Here is a 22957-nt window from a genome sequence, read left to right on the forward strand (position 1 = left end):
CTCCGCGCCCATGCCTCGTTACGCCACCATCGATGTGGGGACCAACTCGGTCCTCCTGCTCGTCGCCGACCGCCTGCCGGATGGCCGCTTCCAGGCCGTGCAGGAGCGCGCGGAAATCACCCGCCTGGGCCGGGGCGTGGACAAGAGCCGCCGCCTCTCGCCCGAGGGCCTGGAGGCCACCCTCCAGGTGCTCTCCGACTTCGCCAGCGAGGCCCGCCGGCTGGGCGCCGAGGCCATCGCCGTGTCCGCCACCAGCGCCGCCCGCGACGCGGAGAACGGCGCCGAGTTCCTCGCCAAGGCCCGCGAGCGCGCCGGAGTGACGGTGGACATCATCTCCGGCGAGCTGGAGGCGCAGCTCTCCTTCACCTCGGCCCACGCGGACTTCGGGCGCGAGTCCCCGGCCCCTCTGGTGGTCATCGACATCGGCGGCGGCTCCACCGAGTTCATCTACGGCGACGCGCAGGGCCGCATGGCCTTCCGGCACAGCTTCGACGTGGGCTCGGTGCGCATGACGGAGCGCTACGTGCACTCGGACCCGATGTCCGCCGCGGACCGGGCCCGTGTGGAGTCGCACCTGCGCGAGACGTTCTCCCAGCTGCCCCCCTGCCCCCGGAACGCGGTGCTGGTAGGCATCGCCGGCACGGTGACGACGCTCTTCACCGTGCGGCACGCCATCGAGCCGTATGACGCCGCGCGCGTCCAGGGCGGCACCCTCACGCTCGCCGAGCTGGAGGCGCTGGCGGACCAGATGTGCCGGCTGCCGCTCGCCGAGCGCCAGAAGCTGCCGGGCCTGCAGCCCAAGCGCGCGGATGTGATTCCCGCCGGAGCCCTCATCCTGCTCGAGAGCCTGCGGGCGCTCGGGCTCGAGCGCTGCCGGGTGAGCGACCGGGGCCTGCGTTGGGGCCTGCTCGCGTACCGTTTCGGAGCCCCCCAGTCATGAGTACCACCACCGCCGTGGCCACCCCCACCGCTCCCGCCGTCTCCTCCACGCGCACCAGCTACTACGCGCTGCTCATCCTCTCCCTCATCAACCTGGTCAACTACCTCGACCGGTACATCGTCACGGTCGCCCTGCCCTACATCAAGCAGGACTTCCAGCTCACCAACACCCAGGCGGGCTACCTGGGCAGCTTCTTCATGCTGGTGTTCATGCTGGCCTCTCCCGTGAGTGGCTTCCTCGGGGACCGGCTGCCGCGGCGCTACCTGGTGGCCACGGGCGTGCTGCTGTGGAGCCTGGCGACGGGGGCCTCGGGGCTGGCGAAGACCTTCGCGGTGCTGATGGTGGCGCGGGCCTGCGTGGGCATCGGCGAGGCGGGGTATGGCGCGGTGGCCCCGTCCATCATCTCCGACCTCTTCCCGCGCGAGCAGCGCACGCGCGTGCTGTCCTTCTTCTACATCGCCATCCCCGTGGGAGCGGCGGCCGGCTACGGGCTGGGCGGGTGGCTGAGCGAAGCGTACTCGTGGCACATGGCCTTCTTCGTGGGCGGCGCCCCGGGCCTGGTGCTGGGCGTCATGGCCTTCTTCATGCCCGAGCCCCAGCGCGGAGCCATGGACGGGCCCGAGGCCCAGACGAAGCTGCCCTTCCTCGTGGGCCTCAAGGGACTGGCGAACAACCCGTCCTTCTGGTGGACCACGGCGGGCTACACGCTGATGACGTTCTCCATTGGAGGCCTCGGGTACTGGCTGCCCACCTTCCTCGTCAGCGAGCGCGGCATGTCGCCGGGGACCGCGGGCTTCAGTTCCGGCGCCGTCACCGCCGTCGCGGGTCTGGTGGGCACGCTGGCCGGAGGCCTGCTGGGCGACAAGATGGACCGGCGCATGGAGGGCGGTGGCCTGCGCATGTCCGGCGTGGGACTGCTGATCGCCGCCCCCCTCATGTTCCTCGCGATGAAGGTGGACTCGCACGCGCCGATGTTCGCCATCATCTTCCTGGCGCAGTTCTTCATCTTCCTCAACAGCGGCCCCATCAACGCGGCCATCGTCAACGGCGTGCCTCCGGCGTTCCGCGCCTTCGCCATGGGGTTGAACGTGCTGTTCATCCACATGCTGGGCGATGCCATCTCGCCCACCGCCATCGGCAAGGTGGCGGACCTGAGCAGCCTGAGCTTCGCCATCGAGCTCAATGCCCTGCCGGTGCTGCTGGGCGGACTCTCGCTGTTGATGGCGGGCAAGCTCTTCAGGCACGTCTCGGCCTGAGGTCCAGCATCCTGGAGGCTCCATGGGCAGTGTGTTGTTCACCCCGCTGACGCTGCGCGGGCTCACCCTCGAGAATCGCATCGTCGTCTCGCCCATGTGCCAGTACTCGAGCGAGGACGGCTTCGCGAACGACTGGCACCTCGTCCACCTGGGCTCCCGGGCCGTGGGGGGCGCGGGGTTGATCATCCTCGAGGCCACCGCCGTCGAGGCCATCGGGCGCATCTCGCCGCAGGACCTGGGCATCTGGAAGGACGAGCACGTCGCGCCCCTGGCGCGCATCACGCGCTTCCTCCACGAGCAGGGCTCGGTGGCGGGCATCCAGCTGGCGCACGCGGGGCGCAAGGCGTCCACGGCGCAGCCCTGGAAGGGCGGCGGCCCCATTCCTCTCAGCGACAAGCAGGGCTGGAAGCCCGTGGGGCCGAGCGCCGTGCCCTTCGACGCGGACCACACGGTGCCGGAGGCGCTCGATGAGGCGGGCATCCAACGCGTGGTGAGGGCCTTCGTCGAGGCCACCGAGCGCGCGAAGGCCGCGGGGTTCCAACTCGTGGAGCTCCACGCCGCGCACGGCTACCTGCTCCACGAGTTCCTCTCACCGCTGTCCAATCAGCGTACGGACCGGTATGGCGGCTCGTTCGAGAACCGCGTGCGGCTCACCCGCGAGGTGGTGCAGGCGGTGCGCAAGCGCTGGCCCGAGGAGCTGCCCCTCTTCGTGCGCATCTCCGCCTCGGACTGGACCGAGGGCGGATGGAACCTCGACGAGTCGGTGGCGCTCGCGAAGCTGCTGAAGCAGGACGGGGCGGACCTCATCGATTGCTCCTCCGGAGGCGCGGTGCCGGGGGTGAAGATTCCCGCCGGGCCCGGCTACCAGACGCACTTCGCCGAGCGCATCCGCAGGGAGGCAGGCATCGCCACGGGCGCGGTGGGCTTCATCCGCTCCGCCTTCCAGGCCGACCACATCGTGCGCACGGAGCAGGCGGACGTGGTCATCCTCGCCCGCGAGCTGCTGCGCAACCCCTACTGGCCCCTGCACGCGGCGCGCGAGCTCCACGCCACGGTGCCCTGGCCGCCCCAGTACGAGCGCGCCCAGGATTGAGCCACGCTCCGTTCCTCACGGAGCCCCGACGAGGGCTCCGCGAGGGATTCCGAAGTGCTCCAGCAGGGCCCGCTCGAGCTCCTCCGCCGTGGTGAGCGGCTGTTCCACGCGCCGGCCCTGCTCCGTGACGATGAGCCGGTTCCCACTGAGCGTCACCCGCCCCGTGGGCGTCTTGCGGGAGCAGAGCGTGTTCTTGAGGAAGAACGAGTCGGGCGAGGTCTGGTGATACCGGCACATCTCCGAGAACTCCTCCAGCCGCCTCGGCACGCGCGAGAACACATAGAGGAGCCGCCTCGCACCGCCCGGCATCTCCACGAAGAGCGACCAGTCCTCCCCGAGCCGCTCCAGGGGGAAGCGCTGCCCTCCCGATTCCCACGTTCCCGCGGCGAGCGGGAGCGGCTCGGAGAAGCTCTCCCCGAAGCCCACGTCCACGAGCCAGCAGGCGCCCTCCAGGGACACCTCCAGCACGAGGTGATCGAACTCGGGGCCGGAGGGATGAACGCCATCCGGTGACACCCGCCCGGACAGGTACGTCACCTGGAAGCCCAGGGCGCGCAGGAGCACGGCGAACAGGCCGTTCAGCTCGTAGCAGAACCCACCGCGGTTTCGCCGGACGACCTTGTCGAAGAAGGCCGCCTCGTCGAGGACGATGGGGCGCCGGCTGTGGATGTCGAGGTTCTCGAAGGGGATGGTCTCGAGGTGCCGCCGGTGCAACGCACGCAGGGTCTCCAGCGTGGGCTCCCGCGGCCCCTCGTATCCCAGCCTCCGCAAGTACTGACCGATGTCCATGGCTCCCCCGTCCGCGGCCCGAAAGCGCGCCTCGCGCACTATAGGTCAGCCGGAGGAGGGGGTGAGGCCCGCCAGGCCAGGGCGAGCCTCGGACCGGACATCAGTAGTAGGCCACGCAGGAGTAGGACTTGCTGCTGACGTTCGACCAGTTCCCGTTGCTGTCCTGCACCTTGAAGCTGAAGGTGACCGTCTGCAGGGGCCAGTACTTGTTTTCATAGGTTCGCGCCTCGCAGCCGAAGCTCTGGGTGAGCGTGCCCTGGAACCAGGGGTTCGCCTCGCCCAGCACGGAGTCCTGCCAGTAGGCGGTGTGCGTCCCGGTGCCCAGGCTGACGCTGCCCGTGCACCTGACCTCGTAGTTCGAGGGCCGCGTGCAGGAGAGGGAGGTGGTGGGGGCGCAGTACTGGCTGAAGGACGCGGTGACCGACCGGGGACTGTCGTAGCAGGTGGTGCGCGTGCCAGCGCTGTCCACGACCATGGGGAAGGCCTTCACCGTCAGGGTGTGCCCGCCGCACGTCGTCCCCCCGGCGCTGAAGTTCCAGCCACCGGAGGTGCCGAGGTACTCGGTGGCGCTCTTCAGCACGCCATCCACGTAGTACTCCGTCCGCACCCCGTTGGCGCCGCTGGATACCGCCCAGCTTCCAGCGCCGGCCGCCACCCCCTCGTACGAGCTGACGCCGTCGATGTTCAGCCCGGAGACCGTCAGGCCGACGCACAGCGCCGACTCCCGCGTGCCCAGCTGCTCCTCGGCCGGAGCCAGCGCGTCTTCCGCGGCCCCACCGCAAGCGGCCAACAGCAGCCCGGACATCAGCGAACAGGTGAGGGAACGAATCGTTTTTTGCGGTTTCAAGGGATTCCTCCGTTACGACGGAATACCATGAATTTCTAACATAACGGAATAATCCACTCAAGCTGATAGTTCCCTCCAGATGACAAGGCCCGGGACAGGTCGAGACGCCCCGGTGCCCCTCCGCCACCACTCGACCCGCACGAGCGGCGCATGTCCGCCAACGACGGGTGACTCCGGACTCCGCTCCGTCCCGGGTGGCTTCCGGGAGAACATGGCGCCCCGCCCTCTCTCCCGGGAGCCACCATGAACCCCGCAGATCCCCGCATCACCCTCGAAGTCCGTGGACCGCTCGCGCTGATCGGCATCAACCGCCCCGACAAGCGCAACGCCTTCGACGTCACGATGCTCCGGGCCTTCGGCGCGGCGATGACCGAGGCGGACCGGCATCCCGACGTGCGCTGCATGGTCGTCCTCGCGGAGGGAGATCACTTCTCGGCGGGGTTGGACCTGGCCAGCGTGGGGCCCGCCCTCGCCAGCGGGGAGCGGCTCTTTCCAGAGGGCATCATCGACCCGTGGGCCATCCAGGGAGAGGTGCGGACGAAGCCGCTCATCGTCGCGGTGCAGGGCCTGTGCTTCACGCTGGGCATCGAGCTCATCCTGGCGGCGGACATCGCCGTGGCCGCGGAGAGCACGCGCTTCGCGCAGATTGAAATCAAGCGCGGCATCTTCCCGTTCGGCGGAGCCACGCTGCGCTTCCCGCAGGTGGCCGGCTGGGGCAACGCCATGCGCTGGCTGCTCACGGGTGACGAGTTCGACGCGAAGGAGGCCCACCGCATCGGGCTCGTGCAGGAGGTGGTCGAGCACGGCCGGCAGCGCGAGCGTGCCCTGGCGCTCGCGGAGACGGTGGCGAAGCAGGCCCCGCTGGGCGTGAGGGCCACGCTCGCCTCGGCGCGGCAGACCCTGGCCGAGGGGCCCGACGCCGCCCGGCGCGCCCTGCTGCCGAAGCTGCTCGAGCTGTCCGCCAGCGAGGATGCACGCGAGGGCGTCCAATCCTTCATCGAGCGCCGCGAGGCCCGCTTCACGGGGCGCTGAGCTGTTTCATGCGCGGGCGGCTTCGGGGGCGGTGCGCTCCCGCCCGGGCAGCCCAGGGCCCGCCGACGTATTCACCCGCGCACATCTCGACAAGCCCCGAGGGTCCCTGGCGCGAGCCCGCCCCCATCCCCACTCCTCCAACGCCATGTGTCCGAAGCGGGCCAGCGGGTGGTGGGCGGGGGTGGCACTGCTCTCGGTGCTGGGGGCTTGTACCCGGGTACACGAGACTCCACCGGACGCCCGGAGGCCGGAGCACATCCAAGGTGCGGCCGCGCCATTTCCGCACCGTGAGCTTCCGCACGACTGGCACGCCTTCGACACCCGCTTCCTCCACTACGTCTCCATCCAGGTGGCTCCCGAGCACCTCGACGCCCTGGAGCACGACCACGAGCAGCGCATCCCCTGTGACATCACCCTCAACGGGGTTTCACTCCACAACGTGGGCATCCGCCAGAAGGGAAGCCTGGGCTCGGGCTCCACCCTGGCGGACAAGCCCGGCTGGAGCTTGAAGTTCGACGAGTTCGTCAAGGGCCAGCGCTACCAGGGGCTGGACAAGCTGCTGCTGAACAACGCCCACCAGGACCGCAGCCTGCTCAACGAACACCTCGCCTACGAGCTGTATCGCCGGGCGGGGCTCGCCGCGCCACGCACCGCGCATGCGCTGGTGGTGCTCAACGGCAGGATCTACGGCTTCTACGTGGTGCGCGAGGCCTACGACAAACGCGCCTTGCGCGGCATGTTCGGCAACGGCAACGGCAACCTCTACGAGGGTTCCTGCTGCGTGGACTTCGCCGCTCCGCTGGGGAGCCCCGCCCTGCTGGACCTCAAGGACGAGCAGGAGGAAGGACGCACGCGCGAGGACCTCCAGGTGCTGGCCGACATCGTCGAGACGGCTCCGGATGACACGCTGGAGCAGCAACTGGAAGCGGTGCTCGACGTGGACGCCTGGCTCACCAGCTACGCGCTGGAGGTGGCGCTCGCGCACTGGGATGGCTACGCGCTCAACCTCAACAACTATTACCTCTACCACCGGCCGGGCGATGGCCGTTTCGTCTTCCTGCCGCAGGGGATGGACCAGCTGGTGGATCAGCCGGAGCTCGACCCGTTCCAGGTGCCCCAGTCCCGTCTGGCCCAGCGGGTGCTGGAGCACCCCTCCTTGAAGGCACGATTCCTCGCGCGCCTGCACACGGTGGTCCGCGAGGTCTGGAGCGATGAAGCGATGCAGGCCCGCGCCGAGGCGGTGCACACCGTCATCGAGTCCGTGCCGTATGACGACGCACGGGTCCGTGAGGAGCTGGAGGACTTCCAGGCGCGCTTCCCCCTCCAGCTCGAGCTGTTCCGCGGCCGCCGCATCCTCCTCGAAGGGCTCCTGCCCCCCTCCGGGCCGTGACGTGACGCGAGCCCCTCACTGCCCGCGCTTGCGCACGGAGATCTCCACGATGAAGTCCGGGCTCCGCTCCGCGCCGGGCTCGGTCCGCGCCAGCACCGCGGGCCGGTCGTCGCCCGTCCACAGGCCCAGCAAGTCGTAGGTCATCCACTGCGCCAGCGAGCGCGCCACCCGCTGCGCTCCCTCGCGGGACACCGTCGAGAGCGAGCCCTGTGCATCCATCAGCCCTCGCACCAGCCGCGCCGGCACCATCCAGCACTCGGCGCGCAACGAGGGCGGCACCAGGAACAGGCAGAACGAAGCCTCCGTCTGTCCCAACAGCCCGTCCACCTGCTCGCGCCCGAGCCGCAGGTTCGGCGCCCACTCGCCCCGGTGCTCCAGCTTCCTCGCCAGCACCAGCACCGCCCGCTTCGTCGTCAGGAAGGAGTCCACCTCCACCTTCAGCACGAACGCCAGCTCCACTCCCGCCGGCCGCGCGTTCTCCGGCGCCGGCTCGCCCTCCACCGGCTCCCGCGTCCTGCGGTACTGGAGCTCCAACTCCAGCGGCACCGGCTGCCCCTGCGAGAGCAGAATCGAGAGGTCCGAGCGGATGCTCTCGAACTCGTGCCGCAGGTCCTCGAGCAGCCGCGTCACCAGCCGCGCCTCGTCCTCGCGGAAGTGCTCCGGGTAGCGCGCCGAGAAATCCCGCTCCACGCGGCTGAACGCGCCCAGCAGCAACTCCTCCAGGTCCCGGTCCTTCAGCCACGTCCTGCCCCCGCCGAGCGTCATCGCCCCAGAGGCCCTCAGGTGGCGCAGCGCCCCCGTCAACGTCGCGGGCGTCGCCGGCTCGGGCGCGGACTCGGCCCCGTGCGCCAGCCACGCGTTGATGGCCCGCACGCGGAAGCGCACGCGCGTGGACGGGTGCTCGCCCAGCTTGCGCAGCAGCCGCCGGTCCGTCCCCGTCTTCACCAGCGACAGCGTCACCAGCTCGGCCTCCGAGGCCGCCGCGTCCGGCGCGCACCACAGGAAGAACTCGATGGCCGCCTTGCGCAGCACCGGCTTCTTCACGAACCGCCGCGTCACCTCCTGCCTCCACGCCGCCAGCTCGTCCGCTCCGGGCCGCCGCTCCGACTCCACCCGCGGCCACAGGTCCGCGCACTCCTCCGCCAGCCAGTACAGCGCCTCCGCCACCGGCAGCTCGCGCACCCGCTCCCGCGCCTGGTTCCGCCGCTCGAAGGCGTCCTCCGCGCCCTGCCGCAGCGCCACCCGGAAGATGCGCTCCTCCAGCCACAGCAGCACCAGCGCCAGCCCCGGCTCGGCCTTGGGCTTCAGGTGCTCCCAGCACTTGTCCGCCACCACCCGGTGCCGCTCGAGCTCCTTGTCCTCGTGGATGCTGGCCACCAGCGCCTGCAGGGCGCCTCTCAGGCCCTCCACCGGCGCCTCGAAGTACACCAGCAACTCACTCAGGTTCTCGATGACCGCCAACGCGCCTCCCTCTTCGAGGTTCCTGGTCAGCAGCAGGCTCGCCCGGGTGCACCAGCGCGCCTCGCCCTTCCCGCTCGCGTAGCTCCCCAGGAAGCCGCGCAGCTCGCTCCGGCCCTCGGGCGACGCCACCATCTGGAAGAGCTTCTCCTCCAGCACGTCCCGGCACTCGCGCCACGGAATCCGCGCCGCCCGCTCCCGGATGAAGGCCACCAGCTTGTCCCGGCCCTCGCGCAGGTGCGGCAGCAGCGCCCGGAGCTGATCCAACCGCCCGATGACCCGCTTCTCCGAGCCCAGCAGGAACTTCAGGTCCAGTTCCACCGTGTCGTGGAAGCGCAGCACCCGGCCGTCGAAGGTGCAGCGCACGCCGCTCACCAACTCCGTCAGCGCCTCGGGGTGGCGCTTGAGGTAGCGCGTCAGCACCTTGGAGACCTCGGCCCCCACCTGCTCCATGAGCGGCCCCACGGCCTCGGCCTGGCCCTGCACGTTCAGCGCCAGCAGGAGCTGCTCCCGGCGGGAGATGAGCCGCTGCAGCAGCTCCCTCGGGGGCGCCGTGTAGGGCCACAGCAGCTCGCCGCCGTGGGCCAGCAGGAACAACAGCTCGCCCGGAGAGCGCTCGCCGGAGTCCAGCCGGGACCAGGCGGCCGTCTGCGCCATCTCGCGCTCGTCCAGGGTGGCGTTGCGCACCCACTCGGTGAGCTGCTCCGACCACTGAGGACGCGACGACAGCACGGCGTCGGGACTGGCCCCCGTCACCTGCTCATAGAGCGCCTGGATGGACTCAGGCCACTTGTCGTCACCCGGTTGCATGGTCGAGCACGGAAGCTCACCGCCCTGCTACCACAGCTAATGGCGCTCCGCCCGGGTCCAGTCGCGGCTGGTACTCCCCGGCCAGTTGCTCCACCTCGGCCGCCAGGCGCTCGCCCTCGGTGAGCAGCCGCGCCTTGAGCCGTCCCCGGCTGCCCAGCGTGAAGAACACGGCCACGTCATGGAGCAACACCTGCCAGCGCTCGGAGAAGTACAGCGTGAAGAGCGCCAGCGGCGGCACGCCCAGCAGCACCGGCAGCCCCAGCGGCGCCCCGCGCCACAGCCACGCCCCCACCGTCAGCGCCCCCCACCACGCCAGCGACACCACCAGCGCCACGAGGAACTTCACCGTCGCCTGGACGTCCAGCTCGGCCTTGCGGCTGGCCCACCTCGGCACCAGGTACGGCACGTAGAAGAGCCCCAGCCCCAGGGCGAACAGCGGCAGGCCGAACGCCAGCAGCAGCAGGTTCTTCACCACGAAGCGCGCCACCGGGCCCGTCCGGTACTCCAGCGCCAGGTCCGTGGGGTCCGCCCGCACCAGCTCCAGCCGGCGCAGGAAGGACACCATCTCTCCCCGCACCCGCTCGAAGCGCTCGGGCTGCTCGGAGCGGAAGAGCTGCAGGCCCCGCGCCCAGTTGCGCAGCCGCTCGGGATCCTGCGCCTCCTTCTTCCGGAAGGCGAAGAGCTGCTCGGAGAGCTGGATGAGCGGCAGCTCCTCCCACTGGTCCAGGTTGAGCGTGACGGCGCGGAGCCCCTCGGCGATGCGCTCGGTGAGCCGGCGCACGGACTCGCCCTCGGCCGCCGCGTCCGCCGGCAGGAAGTCCGTCACCTCGATGGGGGTGCCCATCTCGATGAGCACCTCGCTGTGGAACAGGTGCTTGTCCGCGTACGTGAGGCCCACCGGGACGATGCGCACCGGCGCGCCCTGCTTCGCCGCCCCGAGCGCGATGCGCGCCGCGCCCGTCTTCAGCTCCGCCAGCGAGGGCTCCGAGTGACTCTTGCCCTCGGGGAAGAGGGTGATGGCCCGGCCCGCCACCAGCGCCCCGCGCGCCGCGTCCAGCGTCCCCTCGTTCTTGCCCATCTGCGAGGGGTCATCCTGCTTGCGGTACACCGGCAATGCCCCGAGCCCCTTGAGCAGCCAGCCGATGATGGGAAGGCGGAAGAGCGGCTCCTTGGCCAGGAACGTCACGTGCCGGCGCGTGAGGATGAAGACGAGGGCCGGGTCGATGAGCCCATTGGGGTGGTTGCCCACGAACATGACCGGGCCCTCGGGCTCGGCCGGGGGCGCATTCACCTTCACCCGGTAGAAGAGCCGCAGCGCCAGGGCCACCACCGCACGCACGATGCCGTAGAACACGGCGCGCAGTGTACACCGGACGCTCGCGTCCCGGGCACGGCCCAGGACCCGCCCGGCCCGGCGCCTCCGCACGCTGCGTGCGTGGACACCAACACGCGCATGAACTGGAGCGCCCCCCTCCTCTATTGCCATTGGATGGATTGCTCGTCCACTGGGACGCAATCCCAGGGTACGTGGCTCATCGTCGGCGCGGCCTCAATCGAGGGTCTTGAATCGAATCTTCGAGATGAACTCGGAGAAGGTCAGCGCGATGAACCCAAGGTTGTGGAAGAACTCCTCCCCCAGTTTGCCGGCGTCGAACCAGTCGTGGGCCCAGAACCAGACGGAGCCAGGCCGTTTTCCGCTCACGTCGAGCAGAAACAGGTGGCCTCCGGGGTCGGACCCCATGGGAATGAACCCAGGTGCAATGCGTGGCTCCTCCTGGACGAACTCCCGATAGGCACCCGATAGCGTCAGGCTTTCACTCCTTTGATCTTCGTAGATGCCCGCCCAGTCCTCGGCGTTGAAGAGGTAGTCCACGATCACTTCATCCAGGACGCCCTTGGGCGGACGGCCCTGCCATTCCACCGTGACTACGGGGTACTCGTCCGGATGGGGTGCTTGAGGGTGAACGGGCCTGCCGCCATTCACGTCCAGGAGGAACTGGTGATGATCGGCCGGCAGGCGAATTCCGATGAGCTGCTCGAACTGCTGGATTCGCGATAGCTGACCGGGCCGTGTGGCCAGGGACTCGAACTTCATCTGCTCCCAGGGATTCATCAGAACTCCAGAACCTCCTCCAGTGCCAGAGCACGGGAGCGGAAGGGAAGCAAAGCCGCAGGAAGCGCACGCGCGGACTGAGCCCCGCTTCCACCCGGCTCCTCCAGTTCCGGGATGCTATACCCGGAGCGCTCATGGCCTCTCCCGCCCTCCGGCCGTTGAACCGCCTCGCCGCGCCTGGACTGCTGCTGCTCGCGTCTCTCGCCCTCTACGGTGGGGGGCTGCTGCCCGGCCGCGCGTTCTTCTACCGCGACGTGATGCACTACTACTGGCCCACCCAGGCCACGCGCTTCGCACTCGGCGGCCTGCCGCACTGGAATCCCTTCCACCAGGGTGGGCTCCCCTTCCTCGCGGACATCCACGCCGGCGTCTTCTACCCGCCCAACCTCCTCTTCGCCGTCTTCTCCTTCCCCACCGCCTACGCGCTCCTCCTGGTCCTCCACCACTTCCTGGGCCAGCTCGGGCTCTTCGTCTTCCTGCGGCGCCAGGCGTTCGAGGTGCTTCCCGCCCTCACCGGCACGCTCGCCCTCGGGCTCACCGGCTACATGGCCGGACTGGGCAACTTCGGACCGCTCGTCTCCGGCTGGACCTGGACGCCCTGGCTGCTCGTCGTCCTCCAATCCCAGCTCCTCCCCCTGCGCAGGCTGGCCGTCCTCTCGCTCCTCATCGCCGCGCAGCTCGTCTCGGGAGATCCCCAATCCGCGCTCTACTCGGCGCTGGTGGCCGCGACGTACGTGGCGTGGTTCCCCGGCCGCAAGGAGCGGCTGGTGGCGCTCGCGGGCGCCGGTGCGCTCGGGCTGCTGCTCGCCGGGGTGCAGGTGTTCCCCGCCCTCGAGCTGCTGGCGGAGTCCACCCGCGGCGGCTCCGGGGTCGGCTACCTCGCGAGCTGGAACCTGCACCCGGTGCGGATGCTGGAGTTCCTCTTCCCCTACCCCTTCGGCGAGTACCTCGGCGTGCCGCAGTTCTGGGCCTGGTTCATGGTGAAGGGACCGGGCGCGATTCCCTTCGCCCTCAGCATCTACCTGGGGGCCACGGTGCTCGTGCTCGCCGTGCTGGGCGCGAGGAAGGACCGGCTCACCGGCTTCGCGCTCAGCCTGTGCGCGCTGGGCCTCCTGCTGGCCCTGGGTGAACGCTCCCCGGTGTCCTTCCTGCTCGAGCAGCCCCCGTTCCGGTTCTTCCGCTACCCGGAGAAGTACGTCGTCCTGCTCGTGCTCGGGTGCGCGGTGCTGGCCGCGTCCGGCGCGAGGGCGCTCGTCACCGGCCCCTCGCGCGGGCGGTTGATTCCCCTGGGCGTGGCCGCGGGCCTCATGGGGGTGGCCCTCCTGTTCACCGGAGTCGCGACGGAGACGGCCCGCGAGCTCTTCGCCTCCCTCCTCCAGGCGGCCAGCACCCGGGCGGATCCGAGCGGCCCCCTGGAGAACGCGGCGCGCTCGGTGGGCACCGCGCTGTGCTTCACGGCGCTGATGCTGGGACTCGCGGCGCTGGCGCTCCGGAAGCCCGGCAGCCGCGCGGTGGCCGTGGGCGTGCTCGCGCTGGTGGCGGTGGATCTGCTGTGGACGGCGCGCAAGACGGTGTGGCTCGGGCCGGCCTCCCTCTACCAGGAGCCCGCGCTGGCGGCCCGGCTCCGGGAACTGGCGGGCTCACCGCCGACGCGCTTGTTCCGCATGGACAGGGCGCTCAAGGCCTCGGCGCCTCCGAGCAGGGACCTCGAGGGGCTCATCCGTCTGCGCGAGTGGGAGCACGAGACGCTCAAGAGCAACCTCTCCGGCGTCTTCGGGCTCGAGGAGGTCACCAGCTACAGCGCGGTGGACCTGCGGCGCTGGACGGGCCTGATGGGGGTGTTCGCACGGCGGCCGCAGGGGGTGGCGGAGCTCTACGCGGGCTGTCTGCTGTTGACGTCGGCCCAGGCGGCGCAGGCCGTGGGCCCGGGCGAGCAGGTGCTCCTGACCGAGCCCGCCCTGGGGCTCGCGGTGACGAAGCTCCCCGACTGCCCCCAGCGCCTGCGGACGGTGACGCGGACCACCGCGGTGGCCAGCCTGGAGGACGCCCTCGCGCGCCTGGGCTCCGGGAAGGTCGACCCGCGCCAGGAAGCGCTCGTGGAGGAAGGCACGACGAGGACCTACGGGCCCGCCGAGGTGACGGGCGTGGAGCTCGGTCCCCGGAGCGCCCGGGCGCGGGTGGTGGCGTCGGCGGGAGGCACCTTCCTCGTCTTCGCCACCAGCGCCTACCCGGGCTGGACGGCGGCCGTGGATGGCAACGAGGTGCCCGTGCGCATCGTCAACGGCGCGCTCATGGGCCTCGAGGTGCCGGAGGGCTCGCACCAGGTGGAGCTCTCCTTCACGGATCCGGGCTTCCACTCGGGACTCCAGGCGACGCTCGCGGGCGTGCTGGTGCTCGTGCTCCTGGCGCTCGTCTCGAGGCGCGGCCAGGACGCCCGCCCGGAGGCGCCCGCTCCGGCCTGACCGGGCACGTCACCGGTGCGGCGTCGCGGAGGCGGACAGCGGACCGCCGGGGGTCCCAGCCGCGCCGCTCCAGCTCGTCCACCCCTCCGAGATCATGCGTTCACGCTTCCGCTCGCATTGCTCGTGCCGCGTCCGGGCCACACCCCTGCGCTCCTTGAGATAGGCCCGCCGCTGGAAGACGGTGAGACAGTCCTGGTTGTCCTTCTCGAGCGCCTCCGCGAGCTGGGCGGTCGCGAGCCGGGTCGAAGGCAGGAACCAGACCCTCGCCGTCTTGTCCCAGGAGCCCGTGACGACGGACTGGCCATCCGGGCTGAACAGGGCGGACTGGACCGGTCCCTGGTGCCCCTTCAGCACGAGGAGCATCTTGCCGTCCGCCGCCCGCCACACCCGCGCCGTCCCATCCGCGGAGGCCGTGGCGATGAGCACTCCGTCAGGGCTGAACGTGGCGGATTGGACCGCGCCCAGGTGCTCCTTCAATACGAAGAGCTCCTTGCCATCCGCCACCCGCCACACCCGCGCCGTCCCATCCGCGGAGGCCGTGACGAGGTACCGGCCATTCCGGCTGAACGCGGCGGAGAGGACGGCGCTCTCGTGTCCCTTCAACTCGCGGACCAGCGTGCCGTCCCCGCTCCGCCACAGCCGTGCCGTCTTGTCTCTCGAGGCCGTGACGAGGAGCTGCCCATCCGGGCTGAACGCGACGGATTGAACCGCCCCCAGGTGTCCCTCGAGCAGGGCGATCCGCGCGCCATCCGCCACCCGCCACACCCGCGCCGTCTTGTCCCTCGAGGCCGTGGCGATGAGCTGGCCGTCCGGGCTGAACGCGATGGCGGTGACCGGCCGCTTGTGCTCCAGCTCCCTCACGAGGACCCCACCCGAGCCATCGGACCTTCCCACCCGGAGGAGGCCATCCCAGGAGGTCGTGGCGACGCGCTCACCATCCGCGCTCACCGCGACGGAGGAGGGCCGATCTCCGAGCCCCGTCAGCAGCAGGGGCTCCACCTGGCCGCTGGACCGCCACACGCGCACGGGCTCGTCCCGGGTGAACGTGACGAGGTGCTCATGGCTGAAGCCGGCGAGCTGCACCGGTCCCCCGTGTCCCCGCAGGACCAGGGGCTGCTTCGCATCGAGGCCCTGGGCCCTCCACACCCGCGCGGTTCCGTCCCAGGACGCCGTGACGATGAGCGTCCCATCCTGACTGAACCTGGCGGACTGGACCGGGCCCTCATGCCCCTTCAGCACGAGGAGCTCCTTGCCATCCTCGATGCGCCAGACCCGTGCCGTCCCATCCATGGAGGCCGTGACGAGGAGCGCTCCATCCGGGCTGAACGCGGCGGACTGGACGGGCCCCTCGTGCCCCTCCAGCAGCAGCACCTGGGTGCCATCCCCGGCCCGCCACAGGCGCACCGTCCCGTCCGAGGAGGCCGTGACGAGGAACCGGCCATCCCGGCTGAACCTGGCGGACTGGACCGTCCCCGTGTGCCCATGCAGGGTGAACAGGGGCATGCCGTCCCTGGCCCGCCACACCCGCGGGGTCTTGTCCCAGGCCGTGGTGACGAGGAGCTCCCCATCCGGGCTGAGCGCGGCGGACGACAACGTCTTGCCGTTTCCCCGGGGTACGCGGAGGGCGCCCGCGCCATCGGGGTACCTCACCGTCATGTCCCCATCGCGGGAGAGCTTCCACACGCGCAGCGGCGCACCGTCCGCGGCCCGCCACTCCCGGATCGTCCCATCCGAGGAGACCGTGAGGATGCGCTCCCCATCCGGGCTGAACGCGGCGCTCCGGACATCATCCTCGTGCGCAAGGGGCGCGAGGAGCTCCCGCCCATCCGAGACCCGCCACACCCGCGCCGTCCCATCCGCGGAGGCCGTGACGAGGCGCTCGCCCTCCGGGCTGAAGGCGGCCGTGCGGACCTCGTCCTTGTGTCCCTCCAACACGACGGGCTCGCCCAGGCCGGTGACCCGCCACAACCGCGCCTTCCCGTCCGAGGAGGCCGTGACGATGAGCGTCCCATCCGGGCTGAAGGCGGCCGCGTTGAGCGGCAACCCGCTGCCCGGGAGCGTCACCCTCAGGTGGTTGGCGTCCAGCGCCTCCAGGGCGAGTGGATCCCACTCCGGCACCTTCTCCGGCTCGCGCACCTCGAGCAGCAGCTTCCCGGCCATGGCGGGCTGGCCGCGCTCCAACAACTCCCGCGCTCCCGTCAGCAGGGATTGATTGAGGGCCTCGTGCCGGGCGTTCACGGCCAGGAACAGCAGGAGGAGCAGCACCGCCACCACCACGCCGGCCACCGACGCGGTGACGAGCAGCCTGCGCCGCATGGCCCTCACGCGCCGCGCCTCGTGGTGCGCCTCCTCGAGCCGCAGCCGCTCCTGCTTGAGCTCGAGCACCTTGCGCGCCAGCCAGTCGTGCCCCAGCTCGAAGTACCGGCTGCCCTGGTGCTGCTCCGCATGCAGCACCGCCGCCCCTTCCAGGCTGGCCAGCACCTTCCCCCCTTCCCCCGGTGGGAGCGCGGCCAGCGCCTGGTGCTCCATCAGCAGCGTCCGGCTCCCATCCGCCGCCACCAGGTGCTCCTCCAGCAGCGTCATGGCCGCGCCGTGCAGGGGCCCCAACGCGTCCAGCGTCGCGTCCAGGTACCGGTGAAGGATGGGCTCGGCCTCCACCTTCCCGGCCGGGCCGCTTCCCGCCACGCGCTCCTCCCAGAGCGCCCGGCAGACGATCTGCGCGAAGGCCGCCTGGACCTCGGCCTCGTCCGACTCGCTCTGCCCGGGCGTGCGCACCTGGAGCATCAGCGCGCGCATCTCCTCCTCGCGCCAGTGCTGGGCCGGCGTCCCCGTGGCGGCCACCCGGCAGGCCACCCGCGCCATCTCGCCCACCGTGAGCGGCCCCAGCCGGAAGCCCTGGTCCAGCACGAAGCGCAGCGCACGGGCCCGGTCCCGGAAACGGCCCAGGTAGTCCTCCCGCAGCGACAGCACCACCTGCAGCCCCCGGATGGGCATGGACGCGAGCGCCTCCAGGCCCTCGAGCAGTCCGCCCGTCTCCACCGGAGAACGCCCCGGGAGCAGGAGCTGCTCGAGCTGATCCAGGTAGATGAGGATCGGCCGCTCCGAGCGCTGCTCCGCCATCCGGAGCGCCTCCTCGAGGGCCTCGCGCGCGCCCAGTCCACCGGGCCGTTCGCCCAGGTCGAGCTCCGAGAACATCGCCTGTGCCAGCCGCTCCAGGGGCGGCTCCTCTCGCAGCCAGGCATCGACGCGGACGATGCGGAAGCCCTGCTCCTCCACCAGCACGGGGATGACGCCCGCCTGCATCAGCGAGGACTTGCCCGCGCCCGAGGGACCGAAGAGCGTGACGCACGGGTGGGCGAGGATGCGGTTCACCAGCTTGCGGATGTGCGGCTCCCGGCCGAGGAAGCGCTCCCGGTCCGCGCACCGGTAGGGCTGGGGACCGGGGAACGGATTGACATGCACGCCACCGCTCATCGGGCGCCCTCCTGGGCAGGCGGCTCCTGGAAGTAGGCCATCAGCTCGGCCGTGCTCATCTCGAGCACCTGGACGCCTTCCCTCCCCGGCAGGCTCTGCCCGCGCAGCCACATCGCGCGCTCGGCATCATCCGGCTCGAGCATCACCAGGCTGCCGAGGGGCAGCGGCCGCTTGCCGAAGAGCCGGTAGAGCAACATCCGGTGGTGCCAGGTCCAGATGGACAGGCCCAGCAGGAAGGCGGGCCGGGTGTTCAACACGCTCAGCAGCTCGTCGGCGAGATCCGGCGAGGAGAGGATGTCCTTCAGCCCGCCGATGCCCAGCAGGTAGTCGTCCTCGGTGAGCATGGGCTTGTTGAAGAGGTTGGGCGGCAGGTAGCCCCGGTAGAGCCGGAGCACGAAGATCTCCCGCTGCGCATCGAACGACTCGGGGACCTCCATGACCTGGGTCCACCGCTGCTCACCGGGCTCATGCCGCATCACGGTGGGCACGTCTCCGCCCCCCGGCCCCGAGGGCTGGATGACGTGGATGCGCCGCTGCGGCTGACTGTCGGCGAGGGCGATCTCCAACAGGGGGAAGCGCAGCAGCGTGATGTGGACGCCGGGGGGAACCTCGCGCGCCATGGCCCGGACGAAGGACAGCGATTCGGCGGCATGGCCGAACATCTTCTGGAACTCGAAGAAGAGGTTCTCCTCGCCGAAGCACAGCGCGTAACGCTGGGCGAGGGCGCTCATGGAGAGGCCGGGGGGCACGGCGCCCACGTTCTGCTCGAGCTTCTCGCGGAGCAGCGTGCGGAAGTCCTCCAGCAGGGAGCTCTGCTCGCGCAGGCGGTCGCCCAGCAACAGGGTGAAGGGCCGCTCCAGCAGACGGGACAGGGCGGGAGGCGCGGGCTCGTGCGGCCGGACGGGCGGGGGCGTGGTACGCGGAGGCACCACCCTGCGGCGCTGGAAGTCGAACAAGGTGGTGTCCTGGCCTCGCAGGTAGAGCACCGGGGAGAAGGCCTCGGCGCTGCCATGGAAGGCGCCGAGCACCGTGTGCCGCGCGTGCTGGAGGCTGCTGGCCACATCGCCTCGCGAGGAGGAGGCGCTCGTGAGGGCCCGGTAGAAGGACCTCGAGCACAGCCGGGCGAGGTCCGCCTTGACCGGCCACAGGTGGGCGACGACGGCGTCGGCACCCGAGTGCGCGAAACACTCCGCCGCGCTGGCCAGGGCCCCGGGTCTGGCCCCCCTCACAGGCGTCGAGCACGATCAACCGCAGGTCCCTGCGGAAGTCCGTCCGCAGCTGCTGGGCCAGCCATTCCACCTCCACCCCGCGCTCCTGGCCCTCGTCATCCTCGAACAGGAGGCGGGGGACGCCCTTCTCGTCGACACTCCCGTGCCCGATGAAGTGGAGGATGTGGGGCGTGCGCCCGCGCTTCAGCCAGTCGGAGAGGTAGGGCAGCCGGGCCCGGGCGCCCACGAGCGGATCCAACCATTCGATCTCCCCGGACTCGATGCTGTCGTGGAGCGCGGCCCGGAGCCCCGTGAGGGCCGACTCGTCCGAGGGGGCGATCGCCAGGACCCGCACCGCGCCCTCCACCTCGCGGGGTTGCCAGGGATCCGTCGAGCTCACGCCGCGGGCCAGGAGCAGCTCCGGCGAGTTGCCCAGGAAGGACAGGGTCGTCTCCGGCTCGCAGAGCGCCTCCCAGGGGAAGGCCTGGAGCGCGGCATCGTGAATCATCAACCGCACGAGGACCTGCTCGTCGCCCGAGGCCTCACGCAATCGCACCAGCACCTCCTCGAGGCCCTTCTGGAAGAGGGCCTGGTAGAAGGTCTGCGCCTGCTTCAGGTTCTCCCCCAGGGGCTCGGCGCGAGCGGCGGCCTTCTCGGTGTTCCGGGCGAAAAGGCTCAATTGCTCCAGGGTGACGGCCGGGAGCGTATGGGGAACGGGGTGCTCACCCCGGCAGCCCATCGCGGCGGCGCGGATGCCCCCCTCGACACGCTCGAGATCGATCTCCAGCCATTTCCTGGACAACACCGCCCACCCTCCCGAGTCAGGATGCTCCCCGGAGTAGAGTGTCCACCGGCGCCCTGTGAGCCATGGGACCCTCCGGGAGGAGCCAGGGAGGCGGCCCCCGACGCCCCTGCCAGGCCCTGTGGCCTGAAGAGCTCAGAAGCAGGCTCAGAAGGTGCCGATGCTGAAGTGGAACTGCATGAGCGGCTCGTTGAGCGTCTCGTCGGGGTCCAGGTTGACGCCCACGTCGAAGGACAGCGGGCCCACCGGCGTCTGGTAGCGGGCGCCGATGCCCGTCGAGTAGCGCAACGCGGCGAACTGGTACTGCTCCAGGTCTTCCCAGAGGTTGCCCGCCTCGAGGAACAGGCCCACGTCGAAGGAGGAGCCCACGGGAATGCGCAGCTCGCCCTTGGCGAGGGTGAACAGCTGCCCGCCTTCGCTGGTGGGCGGCTGGCCGGCGAGGATGGTCAGCAGTTCCGTGGAGCATCCCGCCGGGTGCACCAGGGAGCGGCAGTCGGCCAGCTGCCGCCGCAGCGACGTACGCCGGTCCTCGCCAAGGATGCCGTCCTCGCGGAAGCCTCGCAGGCTGGAGGAGCCGCCCAGGTAGAAGCGTTTGGAGCCGATGACCCAGGAGTCCTGCTCCAGGGGCACGATGGTGCCGCCGCGCACGGACAGGGCCAGCACCGTACGGGACGGCAGGGGCACGTAGCCGCTCACGTTCCCCATCAGCTTCACGCCGTTGATGGGCTGGGCCTCCGTGGGCTCGCCGCTGGCGTTCGTCGGCAGCGAGCGGATGTCGCGCATCAGCTCGGCGCTGGTGGACACCACCAGGCCCCTGCGCGGGTTGGCCGGGTCATCCCGCAGGTCCACCGCGCCCGAGGCGCGCAGCGAGTTCAGGATGAAGAAGCCGGTGGGGAAGCGCAGACGCTCCTGGTCCGCGCGGCTCGGCGCGGTGAGCTGGCGCTCTCCCCGCTCCAGCAGGTTGCCTTCCAACTCGTACTGCAACCCGAAGCTCAGCCAACGCGTCGCGGACCAGTCCAGGCCCGCCACCGCGGCGGCTCGGGTGGACAGGTACGAGGGCCGGTGCACGCGCTCGCCGATGAGATCGAAGCGGGCGCCCACTTCCAGGGGCAGCAGGCCGTAGAGCCGCGGCTGGGCGGCGGACAGCACGACGCGGCCACCGAAGTCACTCACCCAGGCATACGGCTCGGGCGCCTTGCACTCCTCGGGCACCGCGGTGCAGCGGGCGCGGGCGATGGCGGCCTTCTCCCAGCCCTGCGCGCTCCAGCCGATGTAGTTGAGCTTCAACCGGCCGGACAGGTTGAGCCCGCGCCCATCCACGTTGGAGCGAGACACGTCCAGGCCCAGACGGGGACCTTCCGCCAGGAAGTAGCCACCGGCGACCTCGCCCTCCCAGCGCGGACGCTCGCGCACCTCCACCACCACGTCCTTGCTGGCCTCGGGCACGTCCGGCTTCTCCAGCCGCACCGTGGCCTGCCGGAAGATGTTGAGGAGCGTGAGCCGGCGCTGGCTCTCGAAGAGCTTGTCCGGGCTGAGCACCTCGTCCTCCTTGAGGCGCACCGTGGCGCGGACCACCTCCTCGTTGGTGCGCGAGGTGCCGCGCACGAGGATGCGGCCCACCGTCACCTGGGGACCCGGCTCCAGGCGGTAGAGGACGCTCACGCCGCCGGCCGCGAGGTTCGGCGCCGCATCCGCGCGGGCGAAGAGGTAGCCCTTGCGCGCCAGCTCGGTGACGAGCGCCTGCTGCCCGCGCTCCACCGCGTCGTTGCTCATGGGCTCGCCCACCTCGAGGGGCACCAGCTTGCGTCCGTCGAAGCCCGGGGGCCCGCCCTCGATGCGCATCTCGGACACGCGCATCTGCGGCCCCTCGACCACGTCGAACCAGCCCACCGCCGAGCGCCGGCCCACCGCCAGCTCCATCTTGGTGAAGCGCACCCGGGCCTGGAGGAAGCCGCGCTCGCGGTAGGCCTCCGTCATCACCTCCGCCGCGTCCCGCCACGCCTCCTCGACGAAGACGGTGGCCGGGTTGTGCACCCACTCGGGAGGCCCCAGGTGGCGCTTGCCGGGCCCCATCTCCACCGCGTCCGACAGCAGCGGCCCCGAGGCCGGCTGGGGCTCGTTGGAGCGCACGTGCTCGGTGAGCATCTCGCGCAGGGTCTCGTTGGAGAGGACCTTGTTGCCGCGGAAGATGACGCGCCGCACGCGCAGCGGGTGGCCCTCCTCGATGTCGAAGGCGAGCACCGCCGCCTCGCCATCCGGGCGGTGCACCTCGCGCGTCTCCACGTGCACGTCGTTGAAGCCGCGGTAGCGGTAGAAGGACTCCAACCGCCGCGCCAGCCGCGCCACCGTCTGCGAGTCCAGCGGCTCCGAGCCGTCGTAGGAGAGCATCCGCGCCAGCACGGTGTCCGGGAAGCGGTGGTTGCCGTGGAAGTGGAAGGTGAAGCGGGGCCCGGCGGAGATGGGCACCACCACCGTCGCCGCGTCGCCCGCGCCCTGCTGTTTGGGCTGGCCCACCGTGGCGCGCCAGTAGCCGCGCGAGCGCAGCAGCGTCCGCAGCCGCTCCAGTCCGGACTCCAGGCCACCGCGGTCCAGCACGCCGCCCACGCGCAGGCCCAGCGTGGCGAGCAGCTCGGACAAGGGAAGGCCGGGGCTGCCCGTCACCGAGACGGCCGCCACCCGCGTGGGGCTGCCCTCGAAGACGGTGAAGACGAGCGCCACGCCTCCGGCCACGGTCTCGCGCGTGAGCTGGACGCGCGCGTCGTTGTAGCCCTGGCGCTCGTACGCGCGGGACAGGCCCTTCAAGGCCGTCCTCAGCACGTCCTCGTCGAGCAGCTTGTCCTGCTCGATGCCGTCCACCTTCAGCGCCGCCCGGAGCGCCGCGTCGGAGAGGACGACGTTGCCCTCCACGTCGATGCGGCGGATGCGCGCCATGGAGGTGAGCTCGAAGACGACGCGCACGCCCTCGGGCACGTCCACGGTGCGCACGACGACGTCGGAGAAGCGCCCGCTGGACCACAGCCGCTCCACCGAGCGGCGCACCGCGCGGGCCGACAGCGCCTGTCCCTTGCGCACCGCCACCAGCTCCGCCAGCCCCGCCGAGTCCTCCTCCGCGGGCAGGTGCAGCTCCACCGCCACCACCGTGGGACCGGCCGGCAGCACCGGCTCCGGGCGCACGGGGAGCGGCGCCGTCTCCGAGGCCTGTGCCCCGGCGGCCTTCGCTGGCTCCACCTCCTTCGCCGGCTGCGCCATCGCGGCGCTGGCCAGCAGCAGGCAGAGCACGAGC

At 71.0% G+C, this 22957-nt stretch carries 14 protein-coding genes and 1 pseudogene; 6 read left to right on the top strand and 9 right to left on the bottom strand.

The features are described from left to right. The first annotated feature begins 10 nt into the window (after positions 1 to 10). The 3 genes from AC16DP_RS17925 to AC16DP_RS17935 are packed head-to-tail and all read left to right on the top strand — an operon-like array spanning position 11 to position 3289. Entirely contained in the window at positions 11 to 940 is a 930-nt protein-coding gene (locus AC16DP_RS17925; protein WP_329729348.1) for a Ppx/GppA phosphatase family protein, read from the top strand. After that, a complete protein-coding gene (locus AC16DP_RS17930) occupies positions 937 to 2196 on the top strand; it encodes a spinster family MFS transporter (protein ID WP_329729349.1) in 1260 nt (419 codons plus the stop codon). Before AC16DP_RS17925 ends, AC16DP_RS17930 begins: the two co-directional genes overlap by 4 nt. A gap of 22 nt (positions 2197 to 2218) precedes the next feature. Continuing rightward, positions 2219 to 3289 carry an NADH:flavin oxidoreductase/NADH oxidase gene (locus AC16DP_RS17935; RefSeq protein ID WP_329729350.1) on the top strand — a complete coding sequence of 357 codons (1071 nt, stop codon included), beginning with the start codon at positions 2219 to 2221 and terminating at the stop codon, positions 3287 to 3289. A 15-nt stretch (positions 3290 to 3304) separates the two neighbouring features. On the opposite strand, the gene AC16DP_RS17940 is transcribed toward AC16DP_RS17935, so the two are convergent. Both AC16DP_RS17940 and AC16DP_RS17945 read right to left on the bottom strand, forming a co-directional pair. After that, a complete protein-coding gene (locus AC16DP_RS17940; RefSeq protein WP_329729351.1) occupies positions 3305 to 4078 on the bottom strand; it encodes an arylamine N-acetyltransferase family protein in 774 nt (257 codons plus the stop codon). Between the two features lie 100 nt (positions 4079 to 4178). Continuing rightward, the gene (locus AC16DP_RS17945) at positions 4179 to 4925 is read right to left on the bottom strand and encodes a hypothetical protein (protein ID WP_329729352.1); all 747 of its coding nucleotides are present in this window, start codon (positions 4923 to 4925) and stop codon (positions 4179 to 4181) included. Between the two features lie 243 nt (positions 4926 to 5168). Between AC16DP_RS17945 and AC16DP_RS17950 the strand changes: the two genes are divergently transcribed. Then, positions 5169 to 5957 carry a crotonase/enoyl-CoA hydratase family protein gene (locus AC16DP_RS17950; protein WP_329729353.1) on the top strand — a complete coding sequence of 263 codons (789 nt, stop codon included), beginning with the start codon at positions 5169 to 5171 and terminating at the stop codon, positions 5955 to 5957. 181 nt (positions 5958 to 6138) lie between these two features. Then, the gene (locus AC16DP_RS17955) at positions 6139 to 7347 is read left to right on the top strand and encodes a CotH kinase family protein (RefSeq protein ID WP_329729354.1); all 1209 of its coding nucleotides are present in this window, start codon (positions 6139 to 6141) and stop codon (positions 7345 to 7347) included. A 15-nt stretch (positions 7348 to 7362) separates the two neighbouring features. On the opposite strand, the gene AC16DP_RS17960 is transcribed toward AC16DP_RS17955, so the two are convergent. The 3 genes from AC16DP_RS17960 to AC16DP_RS17970 all read right to left on the bottom strand — a co-directional run bounded on the left by AC16DP_RS17960 (position 7363) and on the right by AC16DP_RS17970 (position 11728). Then, the gene (locus AC16DP_RS17960; protein ID WP_329729355.1) at positions 7363 to 9615 is read right to left on the bottom strand and encodes a hypothetical protein; all 2253 of its coding nucleotides are present in this window, start codon (positions 9613 to 9615) and stop codon (positions 7363 to 7365) included. A 16-nt stretch (positions 9616 to 9631) separates the two neighbouring features. After that, entirely contained in the window at positions 9632 to 10969 is a 1338-nt protein-coding gene (locus AC16DP_RS17965) for a lysophospholipid acyltransferase family protein (protein WP_329729356.1), read from the bottom strand. Positions 10970 to 11164: 195 nt separating this feature from the next. Continuing rightward, complete coding sequence (locus AC16DP_RS17970; RefSeq protein ID WP_329729357.1) at positions 11165 to 11728, bottom strand: SMI1/KNR4 family protein; 564 nt, start codon at positions 11726 to 11728, stop codon at positions 11165 to 11167. A gap of 134 nt (positions 11729 to 11862) precedes the next feature. Here AC16DP_RS17970 and AC16DP_RS17975 point away from each other — a divergent pair, with 134 nt between their 5' ends. Further along, positions 11863 to 14190, top strand: a complete 2328-nt coding sequence (locus tag AC16DP_RS17975; protein WP_329729358.1) for a YfhO family protein — start codon at positions 11863 to 11865, stop codon at positions 14188 to 14190. 9 nt (positions 14191 to 14199) lie between these two features. Here AC16DP_RS17975 and AC16DP_RS17980 read toward each other — a convergent pair whose 3' ends face one another. The 4 genes and pseudogenes from AC16DP_RS17980 to AC16DP_RS17995 all read right to left on the bottom strand — a co-directional run bounded on the left by AC16DP_RS17980 (position 14200) and on the right by AC16DP_RS17995 (position 22953). Continuing rightward, on the bottom strand, positions 14200 to 17664 hold the full coding sequence (locus AC16DP_RS17980) for a WD40 domain-containing protein (RefSeq protein WP_329729359.1): 3465 nt from the start codon (positions 17662 to 17664) through the stop codon (positions 14200 to 14202). Further along, the gene (locus AC16DP_RS17985; RefSeq protein WP_329729360.1) at positions 17661 to 18893 is read right to left on the bottom strand and encodes a CHAT domain-containing protein; all 1233 of its coding nucleotides are present in this window, start codon (positions 18891 to 18893) and stop codon (positions 17661 to 17663) included. The genes AC16DP_RS17980 and AC16DP_RS17985 overlap by 4 nt, the downstream gene beginning before the upstream one ends. Before the next feature lie 49 nt (positions 18894 to 18942). Further along, positions 18943 to 19611: pseudogene (locus AC16DP_RS17990) on the bottom strand (CHAT domain-containing protein); the annotation flags it as partial. 210 nt (positions 19612 to 19821) lie between these two features. Further along, positions 19822 to 22953 (bottom strand): POTRA domain-containing protein, encoded by a 3132-nt coding sequence (locus AC16DP_RS17995; RefSeq protein ID WP_329729361.1) that lies wholly within the window; start codon positions 22951 to 22953, stop codon positions 19822 to 19824. Positions 22954 to 22957 lie beyond the last annotated feature (4 nt).

Source organism: Archangium sp., assembly GCF_057119385.1.